Origin of the sequence: Acetobacterium malicum subsp. dehalogenans DSM 11527, from assembly GCF_000472665.1 — a bacterium.
GTDB lineage: Bacteria > Bacillota > Clostridia > Eubacteriales > Eubacteriaceae > Acetobacterium > Acetobacterium malicum.
Map to the genome: position 1 here is coordinate 50,688 of NZ_AXAC01000025.1, position 19,321 is coordinate 70,008.

The 19,321-nt window shown below is 45.0% G+C and carries 20 protein-coding genes and 1 pseudogene; 20 read left to right on the forward strand and 1 reads right to left on the reverse strand.

What is annotated here, in order from left to right; all coding sequences use genetic code 11:
* Positions 1–35: 35 nt before the first annotated feature.
* The 15 genes from A3KS_RS0110680 (at position 36) to metG (ending at position 14,169) form a co-directional block, all read left to right on the forward strand.
* Complete coding sequence (locus A3KS_RS0110680) at positions 36–1,118, forward strand: MFS transporter (protein ID WP_026394922.1); 1,083 nt, start codon at positions 36–38, stop codon at positions 1,116–1,118.
* Complete coding sequence (locus A3KS_RS0110685) at positions 1,115–1,768, forward strand: CvpA family protein (protein ID WP_026394923.1); 654 nt, start codon at positions 1,115–1,117, stop codon at positions 1,766–1,768. The genes A3KS_RS0110680 and A3KS_RS0110685 overlap by 4 nt, the downstream gene beginning before the upstream one ends.
* 9 nt (positions 1,769–1,777) lie before the next feature.
* Complete coding sequence (locus tag A3KS_RS0110690) at positions 1,778–2,677, forward strand: mechanosensitive ion channel family protein (protein WP_026394924.1); 900 nt, start codon at positions 1,778–1,780, stop codon at positions 2,675–2,677.
* A complete protein-coding gene (locus A3KS_RS0110695) occupies positions 2,667–2,873 on the forward strand; it encodes a DUF951 domain-containing protein (RefSeq protein WP_026394925.1) in 207 nt (68 codons plus the stop codon). The genes A3KS_RS0110690 and A3KS_RS0110695 overlap by 11 nt, the downstream gene beginning before the upstream one ends.
* Positions 2,870–3,502 carry a stage II sporulation protein M gene (locus A3KS_RS0110700; protein ID WP_026394926.1) on the forward strand — a complete coding sequence of 211 codons (633 nt, stop codon included), beginning with the start codon at positions 2,870–2,872 and terminating at the stop codon, positions 3,500–3,502. The genes A3KS_RS0110695 and A3KS_RS0110700 overlap by 4 nt, the downstream gene beginning before the upstream one ends.
* Positions 3,503–3,614: 112 nt before the next feature.
* Positions 3,615–3,902, forward strand: a complete 288-nt coding sequence (rpsF, locus tag A3KS_RS0110705; protein WP_026394927.1) for a 30S ribosomal protein S6 — start codon at positions 3,615–3,617, stop codon at positions 3,900–3,902.
* A gap of 11 nt (positions 3,903–3,913) precedes the next feature.
* Positions 3,914–4,357, forward strand: a complete 444-nt coding sequence (locus tag A3KS_RS0110710; RefSeq protein ID WP_026394928.1) for a single-stranded DNA-binding protein — start codon at positions 3,914–3,916, stop codon at positions 4,355–4,357.
* Between the two features lie 17 nt (positions 4,358–4,374).
* Entirely contained in the window at positions 4,375–4,602 is a 228-nt protein-coding gene (gene rpsR / locus A3KS_RS0110715; RefSeq protein WP_026394929.1) for a 30S ribosomal protein S18, read from the forward strand.
* A 283-nt stretch (positions 4,603–4,885) separates the two neighbouring features.
* A complete protein-coding gene (locus tag A3KS_RS0110720; protein WP_026394930.1) occupies positions 4,886–5,839 on the forward strand; it encodes a YybS family protein in 954 nt (317 codons plus the stop codon).
* Positions 5,836–7,809 carry a DHH family phosphoesterase gene (locus tag A3KS_RS0110725; protein WP_026394931.1) on the forward strand — a complete coding sequence of 658 codons (1,974 nt, stop codon included), beginning with the start codon at positions 5,836–5,838 and terminating at the stop codon, positions 7,807–7,809. The genes A3KS_RS0110720 and A3KS_RS0110725 overlap by 4 nt, the downstream gene beginning before the upstream one ends.
* Entirely contained in the window at positions 7,806–8,255 is a 450-nt protein-coding gene (rplI, locus tag A3KS_RS0110730; protein ID WP_026394932.1) for a 50S ribosomal protein L9, read from the forward strand. Before A3KS_RS0110725 ends, rplI begins: the two co-directional genes overlap by 4 nt.
* Positions 8,256–8,269: 14 nt before the next feature.
* Positions 8,270–9,625 (forward strand): replicative DNA helicase, encoded by a 1,356-nt coding sequence (gene dnaB / locus A3KS_RS20880; protein WP_035355990.1) that lies wholly within the window; start codon positions 8,270–8,272, stop codon positions 9,623–9,625.
* A gap of 12 nt (positions 9,626–9,637) precedes the next feature.
* On the forward strand, positions 9,638–11,026 hold the full coding sequence (locus tag A3KS_RS0110740) for an NAD(P)/FAD-dependent oxidoreductase (protein WP_026394933.1): 1,389 nt from the start codon (positions 9,638–9,640) through the stop codon (positions 11,024–11,026).
* Positions 11,027–11,869 (forward strand): 16S rRNA (cytidine(1402)-2'-O)-methyltransferase, encoded by an 843-nt coding sequence (gene rsmI / locus A3KS_RS0110745; RefSeq protein ID WP_026394934.1) that lies wholly within the window; start codon positions 11,027–11,029, stop codon positions 11,867–11,869. It abuts the gene before it with no gap.
* 350 nt (positions 11,870–12,219) lie between these two features.
* Entirely contained in the window at positions 12,220–14,169 is a 1,950-nt protein-coding gene (gene metG, locus A3KS_RS0110755) for a methionine--tRNA ligase (protein WP_026394935.1), read from the forward strand.
* A 321-nt stretch (positions 14,170–14,490) separates the two neighbouring features.
* Here the strand turns inward: metG and trxA are convergent, their stop codons facing one another.
* Positions 14,491–14,817, reverse strand: a complete 327-nt coding sequence (gene trxA, locus A3KS_RS0110760) for a thioredoxin (protein ID WP_026394936.1) — start codon at positions 14,815–14,817, stop codon at positions 14,491–14,493.
* 143 nt (positions 14,818–14,960) lie between these two features.
* Between trxA and A3KS_RS24020 the strand changes: the two are divergent.
* The 5 genes and pseudogenes from A3KS_RS24020 to A3KS_RS0110780 all read left to right on the forward strand — a co-directional run.
* Positions 14,961–16,310 (forward strand): annotated as a pseudogene (locus A3KS_RS24020) (aminotransferase class I/II-fold pyridoxal phosphate-dependent enzyme); the annotation flags it as partial.
* 93 nt (positions 16,311–16,403) lie between these two features.
* Complete coding sequence (locus tag A3KS_RS24025; RefSeq protein WP_026394937.1) at positions 16,404–17,099, forward strand: dTMP kinase; 696 nt, start codon at positions 16,404–16,406, stop codon at positions 17,097–17,099.
* Positions 17,092–17,412 carry a putative signal transducing protein gene (locus tag A3KS_RS0110770; protein WP_026394938.1) on the forward strand — a complete coding sequence of 107 codons (321 nt, stop codon included), beginning with the start codon at positions 17,092–17,094 and terminating at the stop codon, positions 17,410–17,412. The genes A3KS_RS24025 and A3KS_RS0110770 overlap by 8 nt, the downstream gene beginning before the upstream one ends.
* Positions 17,413–17,435: 23 nt before the next feature.
* On the forward strand, positions 17,436–18,422 hold the full coding sequence (gene holB, locus A3KS_RS22600; RefSeq protein WP_051355810.1) for a DNA polymerase III subunit delta': 987 nt from the start codon (positions 17,436–17,438) through the stop codon (positions 18,420–18,422).
* Between the two features lie 5 nt (positions 18,423–18,427).
* Entirely contained in the window at positions 18,428–19,267 is an 840-nt protein-coding gene (locus A3KS_RS0110780) for a PSP1 domain-containing protein (RefSeq protein WP_026394939.1), read from the forward strand.
* Positions 19,268–19,321 lie beyond the last annotated feature (54 nt).

Genomic DNA, 19,321 nt, shown 5'->3' on the forward strand with positions numbered 1-19,321 from the left:
AATTATGACAATTCAATTATGAAATGGAGAAAATAATGAATCAAATCAAAAGAAAGAGACGATTGTCAGCGCTGGAAGCCGCAGTATTAGGTAATATCCTCTATATTGTGATTGTTCTGATATTTAAAAATGTATTTGATCTGATCCGAACAAGCGATTTCAACTATCTGTTCAATGGCATCCAGTTATTGACCGTAGGCGCATTCTGGATCACCTTATTTGCAATCTGTTTTAAGAATATCAGCGGAAATGAAAAGCCGAAGGCGTTTAGATATGTTCTTTACAGTCTTGTTCCGATTATCGTTTTAACCGGGACATTAACCGTTGTTTCGACAATGTTTCCAGGTCAGGATACCAACAGCATCTGGAATCAATTTGCTTTTATTGCCGCACCCACCATTTTCTGGTATCTGCCCTATGGCTTAATTTATCAATTAATTGGCGGTGAAACATCAATTTTTATATTATTCGGAATCGGATTAGTATTAACGATTGTATTTCAAGTGTTCGGGATAATTTTAGGGCGAATTCTGGGTCGCAAGTATTGGGAAGAAACAAAAGCTGAAGATCAGCGGGATCTGGAGTATGATCTGGAAACCAAGAAAGAGAAGAAAAAACCCCGAAAAAAATCCCGAATGCCAAAACGCGAAAGTATTGGGTTGGAAGGTCTTTCCGATGAACAGATCAACGAAGGATTCACCCCGAAGGCACCGGAAACCATGACTATGACTGAGGTCATCCTTGATGATGCCTATGCGGAGACAGAACGAACAAATTATAAAAAACCCCGCCGAAACAAATCAGAAACTGGGCTTTTTGAAACAATTGATCCGGTCGTGGACGAAAAGATATTTTCCTCAGAAAAAGTTCAGCCCACCTATGAGTCTGAAATAAAGCCAGCCGCGATGCCGGAAATTACCTTCGAGACCGTAAACAGTAAGACCCAGTCAGAAACAGTCGGCGACTGGAACCGGTCTCATCCCATCGATCTGGAAAACTTAAATAAAGGGCTGAACCAACATGAAGAAACCGACGATAAATCCTTTTTAATGGAAACCAGTGCCGTGCGAATCATCAACGAAGAAGACATCGAAGAATATTACAGGAATAAGAAATGAGTTTTTCAGCATTGACATCACTGGATTTCATTTGCATCCTGATTTGCTCGCTTTCAGGAATTATAGGATACAAACGAGGTGCAATAAATACCCTGATCAGTTTCGGGGGATTTATTGCATCTTTTGTAATAGCCTGGATTTTTTCGCCGCTGCTGGCTGACTGGTTGATCGAATCGGGCGTACTTAACGGCTTGTTCAAAACTATCAATGTGGAAGCTATTTCCCAGTCGCTGATGAATCTGGGTACTCAGCAAAGCGGCTTAACCACCTCACTCTTAGGCGAAGCCGCCATTAGCGTCGGTCAAGCCATCGTCGATCAGAGCCTCACCATGATCACTGAGTTGATCATGCATGGCATTGCTCAAAGTATCAGTTTTGGGATCATCGTCATGGGAGTTTCGGTTTTTTGCTGGGTCCTGCAGATTATTTTTTTTGGAGTTTCTAAAGTTCCCGTCATCGGAACAATCAATCACCTGGCGGGAATGTTGATCGGTCTGATTTTAGGGGGGGCCATTGTCGCTGTGATGTTGTGGATTTTTTCAGTTATTAATCTTTCCACCGGCGGCGTGTCAAATCTGCCAACTGCCGAAAACAGTAACCTGATGCAGCTGGCGATACCAATGATACTTAACTATATGGGAATTCAATAGGAGACAATAATGGAATATTTAACAACAAGTTTTACATCCTATTTAAATCAAATTGATTTTTCGCATCTTTTGCAAAAATGTCTGGTTTCGGGAATTGTCCTGATTGTGGTTGTAATCAGCTTAAAAATTACTTATAGCGTTGTCGACCGGATCTTTGACGGGGAAAAGGTTGGTCTTGAACCCAGAGATGCCCGGCGCATCACGACCTTAAACCACGTCACTAAAGCGGCCGCCAGAGCAGGCATCTGGACCCTGGCCGGCCTGATTATTCTGGGTCAGTTTATCAATGTCGGTTCACTGCTGGCGGTAGCCGGCGTCGGAACTCTGGCCATTGGTTTTGGGGCCCAGGGCATTGTCGAAGACGTGATGAGTGGTTTTGTCATCGTTTTTGAAAATCAATTCAGTGTCGGAGATTATGTAATTATTGACGAAACACATTATGGAATTGTCGAGGCCATTGGCATTCGCACCACCAGTGTCCGGGAATTTAATGGCGGACTTTTTATTATTCATAATGGAAAAATTGACCGTTTGATCAACTATTCCAAGGGACACATAAAAGTCCTGGTGGATGTAAGCATTGCCTATGAAGAAGATGTCAACAAGGTACTCGATTTACTGGAAGAAATTTGCGAGGATCTTTATCAAAATCATGAAGAATTATTTAAGATACGTCCGGAGGTTCAGGGGGTGACCCGCCTGGATCCATCAGCAGTCAATATCCGAATCAGTTGCGATGAAGATGCCGGATCTAAATTCATGGCCGAAAATGTCCTGCGGCACCGAATTAAAGAGGTATTCCAGGAACAGGGAATCGAAGTGCCATACAACAAATCAATTATTTACAACCGCGAACCGCTTAAAAATGTGGATAAAGCAAAAGAAGCAGAGGTAAAAGATGGAAACTAAGGTTTATGCATTAGGGGATCGGGTAGAAATGAAAAAAAAGCACCCCTGCGGGAGCTTTCAGTGGGAAATTATCCGGGTTGGGGCAGATATAAAAATAAAATGCCTGGGTTGTGGCCATATTGTCATGCTCCAGCGGTCTAAATTCAATAAACAGATCAAGAAAATTCTGGATAGTGATAACAAGGGAGCAGTATGAAAACTTTTTTTATGACGCAATGGTATGGAGCAGAAAGCTACTTCGAAAAAAACCTGAAGCCAACATTCTATTTTTGCCTGGCTTTTTTTGGGATTATGATTGTTTTAAATACCCTGCTTTTTTTGAGTGATCCAACCTTGAGTCAAAGCTATTTTAATGAGTTGCAGTCGCTGTTTAACCAGAAGGAATTTCTCGATGGCACCGGCATCGACCTATGGTTTGGCATTTTTTTGAATAATATCATTGCCAGTGGAATCAGCAGTCTTTTGGGTGTTATTCCGTTCTTGTTTTTGCCGCTGTTTTCGCTGGCCTCCAATGCCATCATTATCGGCCTGATTGGCGCTGTTTATCAAACCAATGGTATCGGTTGGTTTGCTTTTCTGGTTGGTGTTTTGCCCCACGGTATGATTGAGATTCCGGCCCTGGTTTTAGGCGTAGCTCTGGGGGTGCATCTCTGTTTAAAATTATCGAAAACAATTTTAAGAAGAAGTTTTAAAGGCGAATTAAAACAGGCCGCGATCGGATGTTTGCGGATTTATCTATTGTGGCTGATTCCGCTCTTCTTCTTAGCTGCTTTTATCGAAACATTTATGACGCCGATTCTATTCAATGCAGTTGCGCCAGTCTAAAATAAAAAATAAAAGAAAATCCTTGCATCAATTGTAAGATATGATATAATTAAAAGCTGTAATCCTTGCTCGCTGGAAAAGTGAGCCATAGTCCATGAGGAGGTGAAATGGAATGAGAGTATACGAAACATTATTTGTTTTAAAACCGGATCTTGAAAAAGAAGCGATTGAAGAATTAGTAGGCAAAGTAAAGGCTGTAATTGAAGCAGCTGGAGAAATTGAAAAAGTCGACGAATGGGGCAAAAGAAAATTAGCCTACGAAATCGATAAAAAGTATCAAGAAGGTTTCTACGTATTAGTAGACTTCAAAGCTGAGAACTCAGTACTTGATGCATTAGATCATTTATACAAAATTAACGAACAGTTTATTCGAAGCATCGTTATTAAAAAAGAGAAATAGGGGGCAGTTCTGTGAATAAAGTAATTCTAGTAGGAAGACTAACCCGAGATCCTGAGGTAAAAAACACAACAACGGGCAAAGCGGTAGCGACATTTACCTTAGCGGTGGATCGCCGTTTTAAAAACAAAGATGGTCAAAAAGAAGCAGACTTTGTGCCAATTGTCGTGTGGGGAAAACAGGCAGAATTTGCCGGACAATATTTGTCAAAGGGTAGCCAAATTGGCGTATCAGGACGACTACAAGTAAGAAGTTACGACGCACAGGATGGTCAACGACGTTATGTGACGGAAGTTGTTGCCGATGAAATTAATTTTCTGTCATCCAGCCGGAAAGATTCCAACGCCGGATTCCAGCAAGCTTCAGCGCCACGAGTAGATAATAATAACAATATGTCAGTAATGGGACTGGATGAAGACTTTCATCTGATGGCCGATGATGACGACATACCTTTTTAAGATAGGAGGAAAATACAATGCCAAAACCATTTAAAAAGAGAAGAAAAGTTTGTGAGTTCTGCGAACGAAAAGTAGAAAATGTTGATTATAAAGATGTAATCACGCTGAAGAAATTCGTTTCCGAACGTGGAAAAATTCTACCAAGAAGAGCCACTGGCACCTGTGCTAAACATCAGAGAAAGGTAACTGAAGCGATTAAACGTGCGCGAAACGTTGCTCTTTTACCATATAGCTCAAATAACTAAAAATTGTAAAGCTGTTTGTTTCAGGAAGGACCTGAAGTGAGCAGCTTTTTCTATGTCAGGATATAATTAAGCAATGCTCCAGGTCGCCCGCACCTTCATCAAAACTGTACAGGGTAGCGGCCTGTAGCGGGTTAATAAACAGATGCTTTTTCCGGCGAAAATCAGGATAAAGGTAAACAAAAATAATGGGCATTTTCTTTTATTGTGATATAATGGTTCAGTAACTTTTTACGCATAAATAAACTGCGTATGGGAACAGTTAAGTTGCCAATTTGGAGGATCAATGAAAACACGTGGAATAACAGAAGGTGCCATGTTTTGTGCACTGGGAGTAATTCTTACTTTAGTCAGTTATTATCTGCCGTTCTTTGTCTTGCTGGTATTTTTTATACCGGTACCAATGGTTGTACTGGGGAAGCGCCAGGGACTGAAAGTAAGTGTTCTTTCCAGTATTGCCGCCACGATTCTGATCGGTCTGTTTCTGGGACCGCTTAATGCTATTTCTTTTGGGGCGCTGATGCTCTTTGTGGGATGTAGCCTGGGGTTTGCCTATAATCGGGATTTATCGTCGTTTAAAAAAGTCGTTATCGGGATTCTTGGTTTTTCAATTCTGTTGATCGCCGTGGTGGCCAGCTATGAATTGGTGATGGGCGTCGGTTTTACCAGTCTGCTGTTCCAGACTCTGGAGCAGAGCACCAGTGAGGTAATGGCGTTTTATGAAACGGCCAATCTCATGGATGCGGAACAACTGGCAATCGCCAAAACAGCCATGGAAAAAAATATCGACATGATGAAGCTGGCACTGCCGAGTGCCTTTTTGTTGCTGCCCGTTGTTTTTGGGATGGTAAATGTTGTGGTGTCAGACATGATTCTTAAACGAATCGGCTATCCGGTTAAAACCTTTAAACCTCTCAGTCAATGGGTAATGCCGGTAACCCTTAAATATTTTTTAATGGTACTGTTACTCGGTGATTTTATGATCAGTATGTTTCAGGTGTCGACCATACCGCAGATATACATCGTGACAGTGATGAATTTTGTTAACATCATTTTCTTCGTCATGGGACTGTCACTGATGCTTAATTATATGGAATATAAACAGCTGACCAACAAAGGCTTAAAAGTATTAGTTATCGTGCTGGGTTTTTTACTCAGTGCCTTCGTAACCATCATCGGGGTAGCTGATACTTACATCGGAATTCGCCAGATTTTTCGAAGGGAGTCCCAGATAAAATGAAAGAATCAAAGAAAGACGTTGTCCGGTTCGCCATTGCGGCTCAATTGATTGTTTCGATTGCGCTTGGTTTTTATAATATTTTCCTGGGCGTGGCCGGAGTTGTGATCTTTGTGGTCCTGATTATTTATTACACCAAAAACACCAGTATTGACGAGATTAAAATCGATAAAGCCATTGACGAAATATACAGTGACCTGGATAAAATCAATCAGGAGCGGATGTATGAAATGCCCATCGCCATGTCTATTGTTGATAATGAAGGGATTATTTACTGGTATAACCAGGCCTTTGGAAAGGCCTTCAAGAAGGAAAAAGAAGGTTTATTCAAAAAGAGTATCATTGAAGAGTTGGAATTTAACCTGAGTGATGCAGTTAAGGCCGATGAATTTACCTTCCATTACGAAGAGCGGGATTATGGGGTGGTTACCAACGCCTTCTCAGACAAGGTTCACAGTTTTGAACTGCTCCATTTTTTTGATATCACTGAACAAAGCAAGCAGCGTCAGCTTTACCGGAAGAATTCGCCGTTGTTTTGCTATATTGTCATCGATAACTACGATGATATTATCGAGCAGATCCCCAGTCATAAGCGCTCGGCGATTCTCGGCAAGGTTGATCTGAAGCTCAACGAATGGGCTAAACAGCTGGGCAGTGTCATTATCGAGTATGAAAGTGACCGCTATCTGATGATTTTTGAGCGGGGGAAAATCTGTGCCCTGCAAAAAGAAAATTTCAAAATACTGGATGAGATTCGGGAAATTGAAAATGATGAAAAAGTTCCCATTACCCTCAGTATTGGCATCGGGATCTCGGAGAATATTCTGGGAATTATCGAATCCCAGGAATTATCCCATTCAGCGTTGGACATCGCCCTGGCCCGGGGAGGCGATCAGGCGGTGGTCCGTCAGGATGAAAAGATGTCCTTTTATGGCGGCAAAACCGAAGCTACCGAAAAAAGAACCAAGGTTAAGGCCCGGGTTAAGGCCTACGGTCTGAAAGAGTTGATTAAAGAGTCGGATCATGTACTGCTGATGGGTCATCAGAACCCGGATATGGATTGTCTGGGCTCGGCAGTCGGGCTGCTGGGGGCTTGTAAATCACTGGGTAAAGAAGGCAAAATTGTGATTCGGGAGATAAACTATTCGATCAAATCACTTTTTGATTATCTGCTGGAGAACGAAGCCTATCAGGATGCCTTTATTACCCCCAAGGAAGCTGAGAGCTATGCCACTAAAAATACCCTGTTGATTATTTTAGATACGCAAACCGTAAATTATCTGGAAATGCCATCGCTGGTGGATCAGATTCCTAAAATTGTGGTCATTGATCATCATCGGCGTTCCGGCAAGGCGATCAAGGAAACCCTACTGAGCTATACCGAAGCTTACGCTTCTTCGACTTGCGAACTGGTCACCGAGCTGCTCCAATATTTTGACGAGAAAAATCAACTCAATGTCATTGAAGCTAATGCTTTGATGGCCGGGATCTGTATGGACACGAAAATGTTTACCCTGAAAACCGGGGTACGAACCTTTGAAGCAGCCTCTTATTTAAAGCGCAAGGGTGCCGATACGCTGATCAGCAAAATTCTACTGCAGGATGACCTCAATACTTATACGGCCAAATCGGATGCAGTCAAGAATGCCAAAATATATTTTGACAACATTGCTATCTCAACCTTTGAAAACAACACCGACTATGGCAAGGTTATTGCCGCTCAGGCCGCTGATGAACTGCTCAATATCAAAGGGATTGTGGCCTCTTTTATCATTTTAAAAAATGATGAGGGACTGGCCATCAGTGCCCGTTCGATGGGCGAAGTCAATGTTCAGGTAATCTTGGAAACACTCGGCGGAGGCGGCCATTTGGCCATTGCCGGAGCGCAATTCCCGGGGGAAAAGAATCTTGAAACCGGAAAAGAGCTGCTGCTCACCGCCATTAAAAAATATAAGAAGGAGAATGGATCATGAAAGTAGTATTATTAGAAAATGTAAAAAATGTTGGAAATAAAGGTGAAATTGTTGAAGTTAAAGACGGTTACGGCCGGAACTTCCTAATTAAAACCGGTAAGGGTGTCATTGGTAATAAAGAAAATATTGCCATGGCTGAACAAACCAAGGCTGACGAAGCAAAAAAAGTTGAAGCAGAGCGACAGGCAGCTGTCGAACTGGCCAAAACGATCGATGAAACAGAAATTAACATCACTGAACGGGCTGGTGAAGACGGCAAGCTGTTCGGATCGGTAACCAGCAAAGATATTACCGAAGCGCTGGAAAAGCAAAAAGGCATCAAGGTCGATAAACGCAAGGTTGAGTTGGAAATGCCGCTGCGCAATGTGGGCCGGGCTGAAGTTAAGATTAAAACCTATCAGGGTGTGATTGGAAAACTGACCGTAATCATCAAAGGCGAAGCCTAGGAGACTAAGCGGTGATGAATCCCAAAGTCCCTCCCCATAATTTAGAAGCGGAGCAGTCTGTTTTAGGCGCCATCCTGATGGATGAGTCAAATATTGCCCGGGCTGAAGAGCTTTTATCGCCCCATGATTTTTATCGGGGGGCCCATAAAGAAATTTATGAATCGATGTTGGATCTCCATAATGAAAGAAAACCCATCGATACGGTCACCCTGATCAACTCCCTCAGAAATCGTGGGGTACTGGAAAAAATCGGCGGGATTGGCTATCTCAGTGAACTGATTGAGATGGTGCCGATCAACCGGAATTATCTGGAATACTGTCAGATCGTCCATGAAAAGGCCGTCATTCGCAATCTTATTCATACCGCGACCCAGATTCTCGAAGACAGTTATGGCCAGTATGATAATATCGGAGATGTGATTGACCGTGCCGAACAGGAAATCTTCAAGGTTTCCCAGGGCCGGCGGACCGGTGATTTTCAGAGCATTCAGGAAACCCTGAGCACCACCCTGGCCCAGATTGAGGCGATCGAAAGTAAAAAAGGTAAGCTCACCGGCATCGAAACCGGCTTTACCGAGCTCAACCATATTACCTCCGGCTTACAACCATCCGACCTGATTATCGTAGCGGCCCGGCCGTCGATGGGAAAAACCGCCTTTGCCTTGAATATCGCGCAAAATGCGGCTATCAAAGATAATCGCTCGGTGGCTATTTTCAGTCTCGAAATGTCCAAGGAACAGCTGGTTCAGCGGATGCTTTGCGCGGCCTCATTGGTTGACAGCAACAACGTCAGAACCGGTAATCTCAGCAAGGAAGATTGGGAGCGGATGGTGGTAGGTTACAATACTCTCTATGGTGCCAGTATTTTTATTGATGATACCCCGGGGATCACGGTTTCTGAAGTCCGCTCCAAATGCCGGCGGCTAAAAACTGAAAAAGCCCTGGATCTGATTGTAATTGACTACCTGCAACTGATGAGTGGCGGCAGCCGCAGCGAAAACCGGCAAAATGAAATTTCTGAAATGTCCCGGGGTCTGAAAGCCCTGGCCCGAGAAATGGAAGCCCCGGTTATCGCTTTATCCCAGCTCAGCCGGGCCCCGGATGCCCGAACCGATCATCATCCGGTCATGTCGGATTTGCGTGAATCCGGTTCAATCGAACAGGATGCTGATGTCATCATGCTGTTGTACCGGGAATTTTATTACGATAAAAACCCGGAATTAAAAAACTTATCAGAGGTAATCATTGCCAAACAACGTAATGGCCCAACCGGGACCGTGCGCCTGGCATGGATTCCTGAATATACAAAATTCAACGATCTGGCTGTCGGTTATAATGAAGATGACTACGGCCCGGATGCGTTTGCATAAAGGAAGAATAACATGAAATATGATGTGATAATCATCGGAGCGGGACCAGGTGGTATTTTTGCGGCCATGGAACTGGCCAAAAAAAATAAAGAACTTAAGATCCTGATGCTGGAAAAGGGCAATTCAATTGAAAAACGAATCTGTCCCAAACGCCAGACCAATGTTTGTATTGGCTGTAAACCCTGTAATATTACCACCGGCTTTGCCGGAGCGGGAGCCTATTCAGACGGTAAACTGTCACTTTCACCCGATGTCGGGGGTGAATTACCGGAATATATCGGTTACAATGCGACGGTCGACCTGATTAAATATGTGGATGATCTCTACATTGAATTTGGCGCCGATAAACGGGTCCATGGTCTCGATAATCCCGACAAGATCCGGGATATCCGCACCAAGGCGATCCAGAGCAATCTGAAATTGATTGAGTGCCCGGTGCGTCATATGGGTACCGAGGTGGGTTATACCATTTACCAGCGGATTCAGAACTATCTGATCGACGATCTGGGCATCGATATCAAATTCCGGACCCCGGTTCAAAGTCTGGTGGTCGAGGATGATGCCGTGGTCGGTGTGGTCGCCAAGGGAGAAACCTATCGGGCTGACAAGGTGCTGGTAGCCGTGGGCCGGGATGGCTCGGAATGGTTTACCAGTATGTGTGAAGAATACAAGGTTGAAACCAAGGTCGGAAAGATCGATATCGGGATTCGTCTGGAAACCCGCAACGAGGTCATGCAGGAAATCAACGATGCCCTTTACGAAGGTAAACTGGTCTATTATACCCCCACCTTTGATGACAGTGTCCGGACCTTCTGTTCCAACCCCGGGGGTGTCGTGTCGACCGAATATTATGATAACCAACTGGCGGTGGTCAATGGCCACAGCTATAAGTCGGATAGTTTAAAAACCCATAATACCAATTTTGCGCTGCTGGTCTCCAAAAGCTTTACCGAACCCTTTAAAGAAGCGGTTGCCTATGGCAAGCACATTGCCGGATTGGGAAATATGCTGACTGGCAACAAGATCATGGTTCAGCGCTACGGCGATTTTTTAAGAGGCCGCCGTACCACCCAGGAACGGTTGATGCGCAATAATATTCGGCCGACCTTAATCGATGCGGTACCCGGCGATCTTTGTTTAGTCTTGCCCTACCGGATCATGAAGGACATTGATGAAATGATCCAGGCCCTGGATCATGTTTCGCCCGGCCTGGCCAGTGACGAAACTCTGCTTTATGGAGTGGAGGTCAAGTTCTATTCCAATAAGGTCACCGTTGATAAAAACTTCCAGTCCAGCATTAAAAATCTCTATGTGCTGGGTGATGGCGCCGGGGTCACCCGAGGGTTGATGCAGGCATCCGCCAATGGGGTGTATGTGGCCAGAAACCTCTATAACGAATAGATGTCCGGAAAACTATATATAGTCGGTACCCCAATTGGGAATCTGGATGATATGAGCATCCGCGGGCTAAGGGTGTTACAGGAGGTCGATCTGATCGCCGCCGAAGACACGAGACATTCGATTAAGCTGCTCAATCACTTTGAGATTTCTAAAAAGATGGTGGCCTATCATCAGCATAACGAACAGCAGTCCAGCGAAGGACTGATTGACCTGCTGAAACAAGGTCAGAATATCGCCCTGATCTCGGATGCCGGGATGCCGCTGATTTCCGATCCGGGATCGGTGCTGGTAAAAAATTGCGTTGCCAATGACATTGCCCTGGAGGTGGTTCCCGGTCCTAACGCCGGGCTCTGCGGTCTGGTGCTGTCGGGACTGGATACCCGGGCGTTTCTATTTCTCGGTTTTTTAGGTAAAGAAAATAAGGCCATTAAAGAAGGCCTGAAACGAATCGAAGCATCAGAGTTTACCGTCGTCCTTTACGAATCGCCGCACCGGTTACCGAAAACCCTGGAGATTCTTGATCAGCATGGTTTGGGCCATCGGCAGATGAGCATTTCCAGAGAAATTACCAAACGTTATGAGGAAACCCGCTATGGCACGATCGCGGAACATCGTCACTATTATCAGGAACAGGCCCCCCGGGGCGAGTATGTGCTCTGTATTGAAGGCCGGACCGCCGACGAAGGCAACGCCGCCGCCGGGCTGGAACTGGAAAGCCTGAGTCTCGAAGAACATCTGGAATATTATCTCAATACGGGTCTGCTGGAAAAAGAAGCCATGAAAGCCGTGGCCAAAGATCGGAATATTTCCAGGCGGGATGTTTATAATGCGGTTAAACGATAAATCCCTTGAAAAAATCTGGAATTAAAGTATAATAGGGATAGCAATTAAAAAAGTAATAAAAAATTACGATGAAGAGAAGAGTAGGTGTGGGCACTGTGAAGAGAGAGCCGGGATGGTGAAAGCCGGTGACAGAAAAAGCATTGAAGATGGCCTCGGAGTAAGTTTGGGTGAATGTTTTAGCCTGGACCGCTTGACGCGATAAAACTGAAAGTTTAGATAACTTATGAAGGCATTATTTGTGAGAATAGTGCGAACTAAGGTGGTAACGCGAACCCTTCGCCCTTAACTGGACGGGGGGTTTTTTGTGGATTAAGCCATCAAATACGGAAGAATCAATAAAAGGAGAACTTATGTCAGAAAAAACATTTTATATTACCACCCCCATTTATTATCCCAGTGGAAACCTGCATATCGGCCATACCTACACCACCGTGGCGGCGGATACGATTACCCGGTTTAAAAAACTGCAGGGCTATGATACCTATTTTTTAACCGGCACCGATGAGCACGGTCAAAAAATTGAGAAGGTCGCCGAAGCCGCCGGAGTTGCGCCCCAGGCTTATGTTGATGGGATTGTCACGGGGATTAAAAACCTCTGGGATACCATGAACATCAGCTATGATCAGTTTATAAGGACCACCGATCCCGAGCATGAAAAAACGATCCAGCGGATTTTTAAGCAGCTTTATGATCAGGGTGATATTTATAAGTCTAACTATGAAGGCTGGTACTGCACCCCTTGTGAATCCTTCTGGACCGAAAGCCAGCTAGTAGACGGTAACTGTCCGGACTGTGGCCGGCCGGTGGAAAAAGCCTCCGAAGAAGCCTACTTCTTTAAAATGTCCAAATATGCCGATGACTTGATGAAATACATTGAAGACAACCCCCATTTCATCCAACCGGAATCCCGAAAAAATGAAATGGTCAATAATTTTATTAAACCGGGCCTGCAGGATTTATGCGTCTCCCGAACCTCTTTCACCTGGGGAGTGCCGGTGGATTTTGATCCCGGTCATGTCGTCTACGTGTGGATTGATGCCCTACCCAACTACATTTCAGCCCTGGGCTACCTCAATGATAAGCCCAATCTGATGGAAAAATACTGGCCGGCCGATGTCCATCTGGTTGGTAAAGATATCATCCGTTTCCATACCATTTATTGGCCGATTATTCTGATGGCGTTAAAATTACCGCTACCCAAACAGGTTTATGGCCACGGCTGGATCTTATTAAAAGGCGGAAAAATGTCCAAATCGGTGGGTAATGTGGTCGATCCGGTGGTCTTAGTGGATAAATATGGCGTTGATGCCCTGCGCTACCATGTGCTGCGGGAAATGAGCTACGGTTCCGATGGTGTTTATAACGAAGATCTGCTGGTCAGCCACATCAATTCCGACCTAGCCAATGACCTTGGCAATCTGCTCAGCCGGACCCTGGCGATGACCGATAAATACTTTGGCGGTGTGATTCCCAAAGAACGGGAAACGGCAGAGATCGATCATGACCTCATTGACTTGGCCGAAAAAACCCCCGCGATCGTCAGCGACTACATGGACAAGCTGGATTTCAGCCGGGCCCTGGAAGAAATCTGGAAACTGGTTTCCCGTTCCAATAAGTATATTGATGAAACTCAACCCTGGGTCTTGGGCAAAAGCCCGGAAAAACAGGCCCGACTGGCCCAGGTGATGTATAACCTGACCGAATCGCTGCGGATTGTCACGGTGCTGATTTCGGCGGCGATGCCGGAAACGGCCCGAAAAATCGGCGAACAGTTAAAATGTCCGGAAGCAAGCCTGACCTGGGACAGCATCCAGAAATTTGGCGGTTATCCCGAAGGCCTCAAGATCGAACGCTGCGAGGCCCTATTCCCCCGTATTGAACTGGAAAAGAAAGCCGAACAGCTAGTCAAAGAAGCGAAAGCTAAAACGGAAAAAGCTAAAAAAGAAAACGACAGCCCAAGTTCGGAAGAACTGCCAGAAGGCCTGATCACCATTGACGATTTTGCCAAGGTGCAGCTGCGGGTGGCCGAAGTAGTTGCCTGTGAACCCCATCCCGATGCCGATCGTCTGCTGGTCTTACAGTTGCTGGTCGGCCAGGAAAAACGTCAGGTGGTATCCGGTATTGCCAAATACTATGCCCCGGCAGATCTGGTCGGTAAAACCGTCATCCTGGTGGCCAACTTAAAACCGGTCAACCTCCGGGGACTGGAATCCAACGGCATGATTCTGGCCGCCACCAAGGGCAAAAAATTGTCCCTGGTCACCGTCGATGGCATTCCCTCCGGTGGGAAAGTTTCGTAATCTATACATAAAAAGTTGCCATGTAATTTAATAATGGAACAATGATTGCTTCGCTGTCAGTTTCACAAACAACCAGAAGAAATCGCTATGCGAATTTCTTCGAGGTCGCAGGCAGTCGCCAACTACAAGCAAGCTTGTGATTGGCTCGTTACCTTTGCGAATTTTGTAACGTGTAGTCGAACAGTCGATAGACTGTCCGACGTACAGTGTAAAAATTGTTTCGTGCAAACTGGCAGCGAAGCTCACGGTAGTTTTAGAAATAATAAAAAAAGTCTAAACAGAATTTTGTCATTCTGTTTAGACTTTTTTAAAGCGCCAGGCTTACAGGCTCTTCATCGTATCAAGATACTCATTTTTTTCACGAACACCAACAAAGCGGTTCACGGCCTCACCGTTTTTAAAGAAAACCACCGTGGGGATGCTCATCACCCGGAATTGCTGGGCCAGGGTCTGATTTTCATCGACATTGATTTTACAAACCTTCATATCGGCTCCCAGCTCCTGCGAAATTTCATCGATTGTCGGGGACAGCGCTTTACAAGGGCCACACCATTCTGCCCAAAAATCCACCATGACAGCTCCATTATAGGATAAAATTTCAGTTTCGAAATTTTCCATATTGATATTAATAATTTTTTCACTGGACATTTTTCTATTCACCTCATAAAAGTATTTGCGCAAACATTATATAATAATTCCTGGGAAGTTAAAAGGATAAAAGTTAAATTTCTCAGTTTAAAGGCAAGCGGTTGTGTTAAAATAAAGGCATGGAAAAAATGAAGATGAAAAAGATGGATATAAAAAAGAGTATCATCAAAAACGAACTTAATAAAATTAATAGCCATAACCAGTACCGGTTTCACATGCCCGGACATAAGGGCCGGGGCGAAGCTTTTGCCTTATATGATTATGATATCACCGAAATACCCGGCGCCGATAACCTCCATGATGCCCAGGGGATCATTGCCCAGGCTCAGGAAAAGCTGGCTGCGATCTATCAAAGCGACGAAGCAGCGATTCTCGTCAATGGTACCACCACCGGCATTCACAGTGCCATCCTGGGCAGTTGTGCCCCGGGAGCGCAGCTGTTGGTGCCGATTAACTGTCATCGGGCGGTTTTTGGCGCGCTGGGGCTGGGGCGCATTGACGGGGTCTTTATCACCCCGGAGATTGATAAAAAGTTGGGCTTTGCCCATTCGATCAGCGTTGCATCGGTTCACCGGGCATTGGCCGAATATCCCAACATTGCGGGGATGATTCTGACTAATCCCAGCTACTATGGCACCACCAGCGACGTCGCCAAAATAGCCGCAATCCTCCACGACCAGGGAAAATTCTTAATTGTCGATGAAGCCCACGGCGCTCATCTACACTTTAGTGATAAACTACCACAGGACGCCCTGTCAGCCGGTGCCGATGTGGTGATTCAGAGCACTCATAAAATATTGGGATCGCTGACCCAAAGCTCGCTGATTCATTTTCAGGGTAGCCTGGTGAACCGGCAAAAGATCAAATCCTTTCTTAGCTTGCTGCAAAGCTCGTCACCCAGCTATCCACTGATGATCTCAGTGGAAGAGGCCGTCGACAGCGCTTATGAAAAGGGCGAAATTATTTTTAATACGATCGTGGCGGCCCATCAGAAATTCTGTCAGAATCAGAGCGGTCAGGAACCGATTATTCTCTATGACGGAGCTGATGGGGGTCATGACTATGATCGCAGCAAGTGGCTGTTTCAGACCCGGGGCATCGCCGGAACCGAAGTGGAAGCGCAGTTGTCGGTAAAGTACGGCATTCAATGTGAAATGTCAGCCACCAATCACGTGTTGGCGATGACTGGGATCGGCACCAGTGGGGACGATTTAGTAAGAATAACCCAAGCCATCTGTGATATAAATAAAACCATCAAGCTGGATTTAAGCCCAGAAAAAGAACCAAAGATCCCATTACGGTGGTGGGAGCACATTGATTTTACCGCCGCGCTGCAAACCGAAATGCCGCTGTGGGAAGCCCTGGCGGCAGAACACCAGGATAAGATGGCCTTGGATATGGCCGTGGGTCAGCTGGTCGGGGATTTTATTATTCCCTATCCACCGGGTATCCCGGTGTTACTTCCCGGCAGCCGGATCAGCCCGGAAATGGCCGTTTATTTAAACGATCTGCTGGATCACCAGGTGGCGGTGGTGGGGATCGATGCCAACAGAGCAGTAACGATTATAAAAAAGGAGCCGGTAATCATGGAAAAGAATCATCAGGGACAACTAATCGTCATCGAAGGGGTGGATGGCAGCGGTAAACAGACCCAGACCCAATTGCTTTATGACCGGCTGATAAAAGCGGGAGAAAAAGTCATGAAAATTTCTTACCCCCGTTATGACAAAAAATCTTCAGCCATGGTAAAATTATATTTGGAAGGCGCCTTCGGGAAAGATCCCGGGACGATCAGTCCGTACATTGCTTCGACCTTTTATGCCGCCGATCGTTATGCCTCCTATAAGGAAGATTACGAGGACTTTCTTGCGCAGGGCGGTCTGGTGCTGGCCGATCGCTATACCACCTCTAATATGGTCCATCAGGCGGGAAAAATAGTGGATCCAGCCGAACGGAAACGTTTTCTTGACTGGCTGTGGGATTTTGAATTCAATCTCTATGGTCTGCCGATTCCGGATCAGGTCTTTTTTCTGAACATTCCCCCGGAGATCAACCAGCGACTGATCAAAAACCGGAATAATAAAATAACCGGAAAGCAAGAAAAAGATATTCACGAAAACAGCCCCGCACACCTCCGCGATTCTTACCAGAGTGCCCTGGCGCTGGTGGCGGAATATGGATGGACGGAAATAAATTGTGTTCAGAATAACCAGTTGCGAAGTATCGAAAGCATCCATCAGGAAATCTGGGAATGCATAAAGGAGCGTAAATCAAATGATTGAAGATCAATATACCTATCTAACCATGGCCGACTCAGATATGGATTTTATTCTGCTTAAGAATTATCTCAACGCCAATGGGATTCAGGTAATCACCAGAGAAAAAGGATTTGGGGGACCGATCCGCAGCATCTTCATGGGCAATTTTACACCCGCCCATATTGAGGTTTTTGTTAAAGACAGCGATTACGAAGAGGCCGCCAAGCTACTGGATTATGAAGAATTCAGTGCCGAGTTGGATGCGGAGCTGGGACTGGATAATGATGATTGGGATGACAGCGATGATAGCGAAAATAAAAAGAACAAACCGAATTAATCCCAGTCTTTGTGAGGAAAACAATGTTTGAAAAGATACAGGGTCATCAAACCATCACCGATCATCTTGAAAAAGAAATAAAGTCCAGCGAGGTAAGCCATGCTTACCTTTTTTCAGGAATCGATGGGATCGGAAAAAAGAAAACCGCCCGGGAATTTGCCAAAGCACTTTTATGTCAGGATCAGCACGACAAAGGTTGTGGCCATTGTCCGGTCTGTACCCAGATTGATCATGAAAACTATCCGGATGTCAAAATTATTGGTCCTAAAGCGGGTGAAGCCAGCATTAAGATCAGCCAGGTACGGGAAATGATCAGTGAGCTGTCGATTAAACCCTACTCCGGAAATTGGCGCATTAATATTATTGATGGGGCCGAAAGAATGACGCCAGAGGCCCAGAACAGTCTGTTAAAGTCGTTGGAAGAGCCGCTCAGCTATAATATTTTTATCCTTATCACCAGCCATCCGCAGACAATCTTACCGACGATTCGGTCGCGGTGCCAGAGTTATCATTTCCAGCCGCTGAGCATTGTGGATATGGAAGCGATTATTTTACGGGAAGTCGAATTTGATAGAATTACGGTGGCTGAGGCCATCCGGGCATCTGGCGGATCCCCGGGAATGGCCTTATATCTGCTCAATAACAGCGAGATCCAAAAAGAACGAACCCATTATCTGAGGGAGCTGTACAGCCTCTTAAAAGGGGATGAGATCAAGGTCTTTACCCTGGCAGAAGCGTTATCCAAGGATAAGGCGACCAGCCAGGAGATCCTGGAGTTTTTTATTCACTGGTTTTATGAGGTTAATCTGCTGCTGGAAGGTCATCCCCTGCCTGATCATGGGGACCCGAATCCCGCCCACCGGGCCTTCCATCAATTGCTGGAAAATGAAAAAAATCAGGCCATTATCAAAACTTTATTTGAAATGATGGCGACGATACAATATAATGTTAATTTAAGATTACAATGGGAAAAGTGTTTCATTAAGATAATGAAAATTCAGAAAGGATAAATCCAATGGGAAAATCAGTCGTCGGCGTACGATTTAAAAAAGTGGGCAAAATATATTATTTTGATCCCCTGGATATTGAGTTTGAACAGTTTGATCCGGTTATTGTGGAAACCGTCAGAGGCATTGAGTATGGCGAAATCGCACTGACTGCCAGAGTTGTGGACGAAGAAGAGATGGTAGCTCCGGTAAAACCGGTGATCCGTAAAGCGACGGAATCAGATACCATGGAGTTTAATAAACTCAAGCAAAATGAACAGGATGCCAAAGCGATTTTTATTGCCAAAGCAAAAAAACATAAGCTGGAAATGAAACTCATCGATGTCGAATATACCTTTGATCAGAAAAAGGCGATCTTTTATTTTACGGCCGAAGGTCGGGTCGATTTTAGAGAGCTGGTCAAGGACCTGGCGTCAATCTTTAAGGTCCGGATTGAACTCAGGCAAATCGGGGTCCGGGACGAGGCCAAGATATTCAAAGGCTTGGGAGTCTGCGGTCGAACGACCTGTTGTGCCCAGTGGCTGGGGGATTTTACACCCGTGTCGATAAAAATGGCCAAGGAACAAAATCTGTCTCTTAATTCGACTAAGATTTCAGGAATCTGCGGGCGACTCTTATGTTGTCTGACCTACGAACAGGAATTTTATGAAGAAGTTTCTAAAAAATTGCCAAAGGTGGGACAACGAGTCGTCACTGCCGATGGTGAGGGTGAAGTATTTAAGTTAAGTATTCTGGAAGAAACCGTTTTCGTCAAAATTCAGGTGAATAAGGATGAAACCGAGGTAAAAAAATATCTTCTGGAAGAAATTGAAGTAAAAAAATTCGAAAAAGTGAAAAAAGACAAATAATCATCTTGATTTCACAACAAAAAAGGATATAATAAAGATGTTGTTAATGCTAAA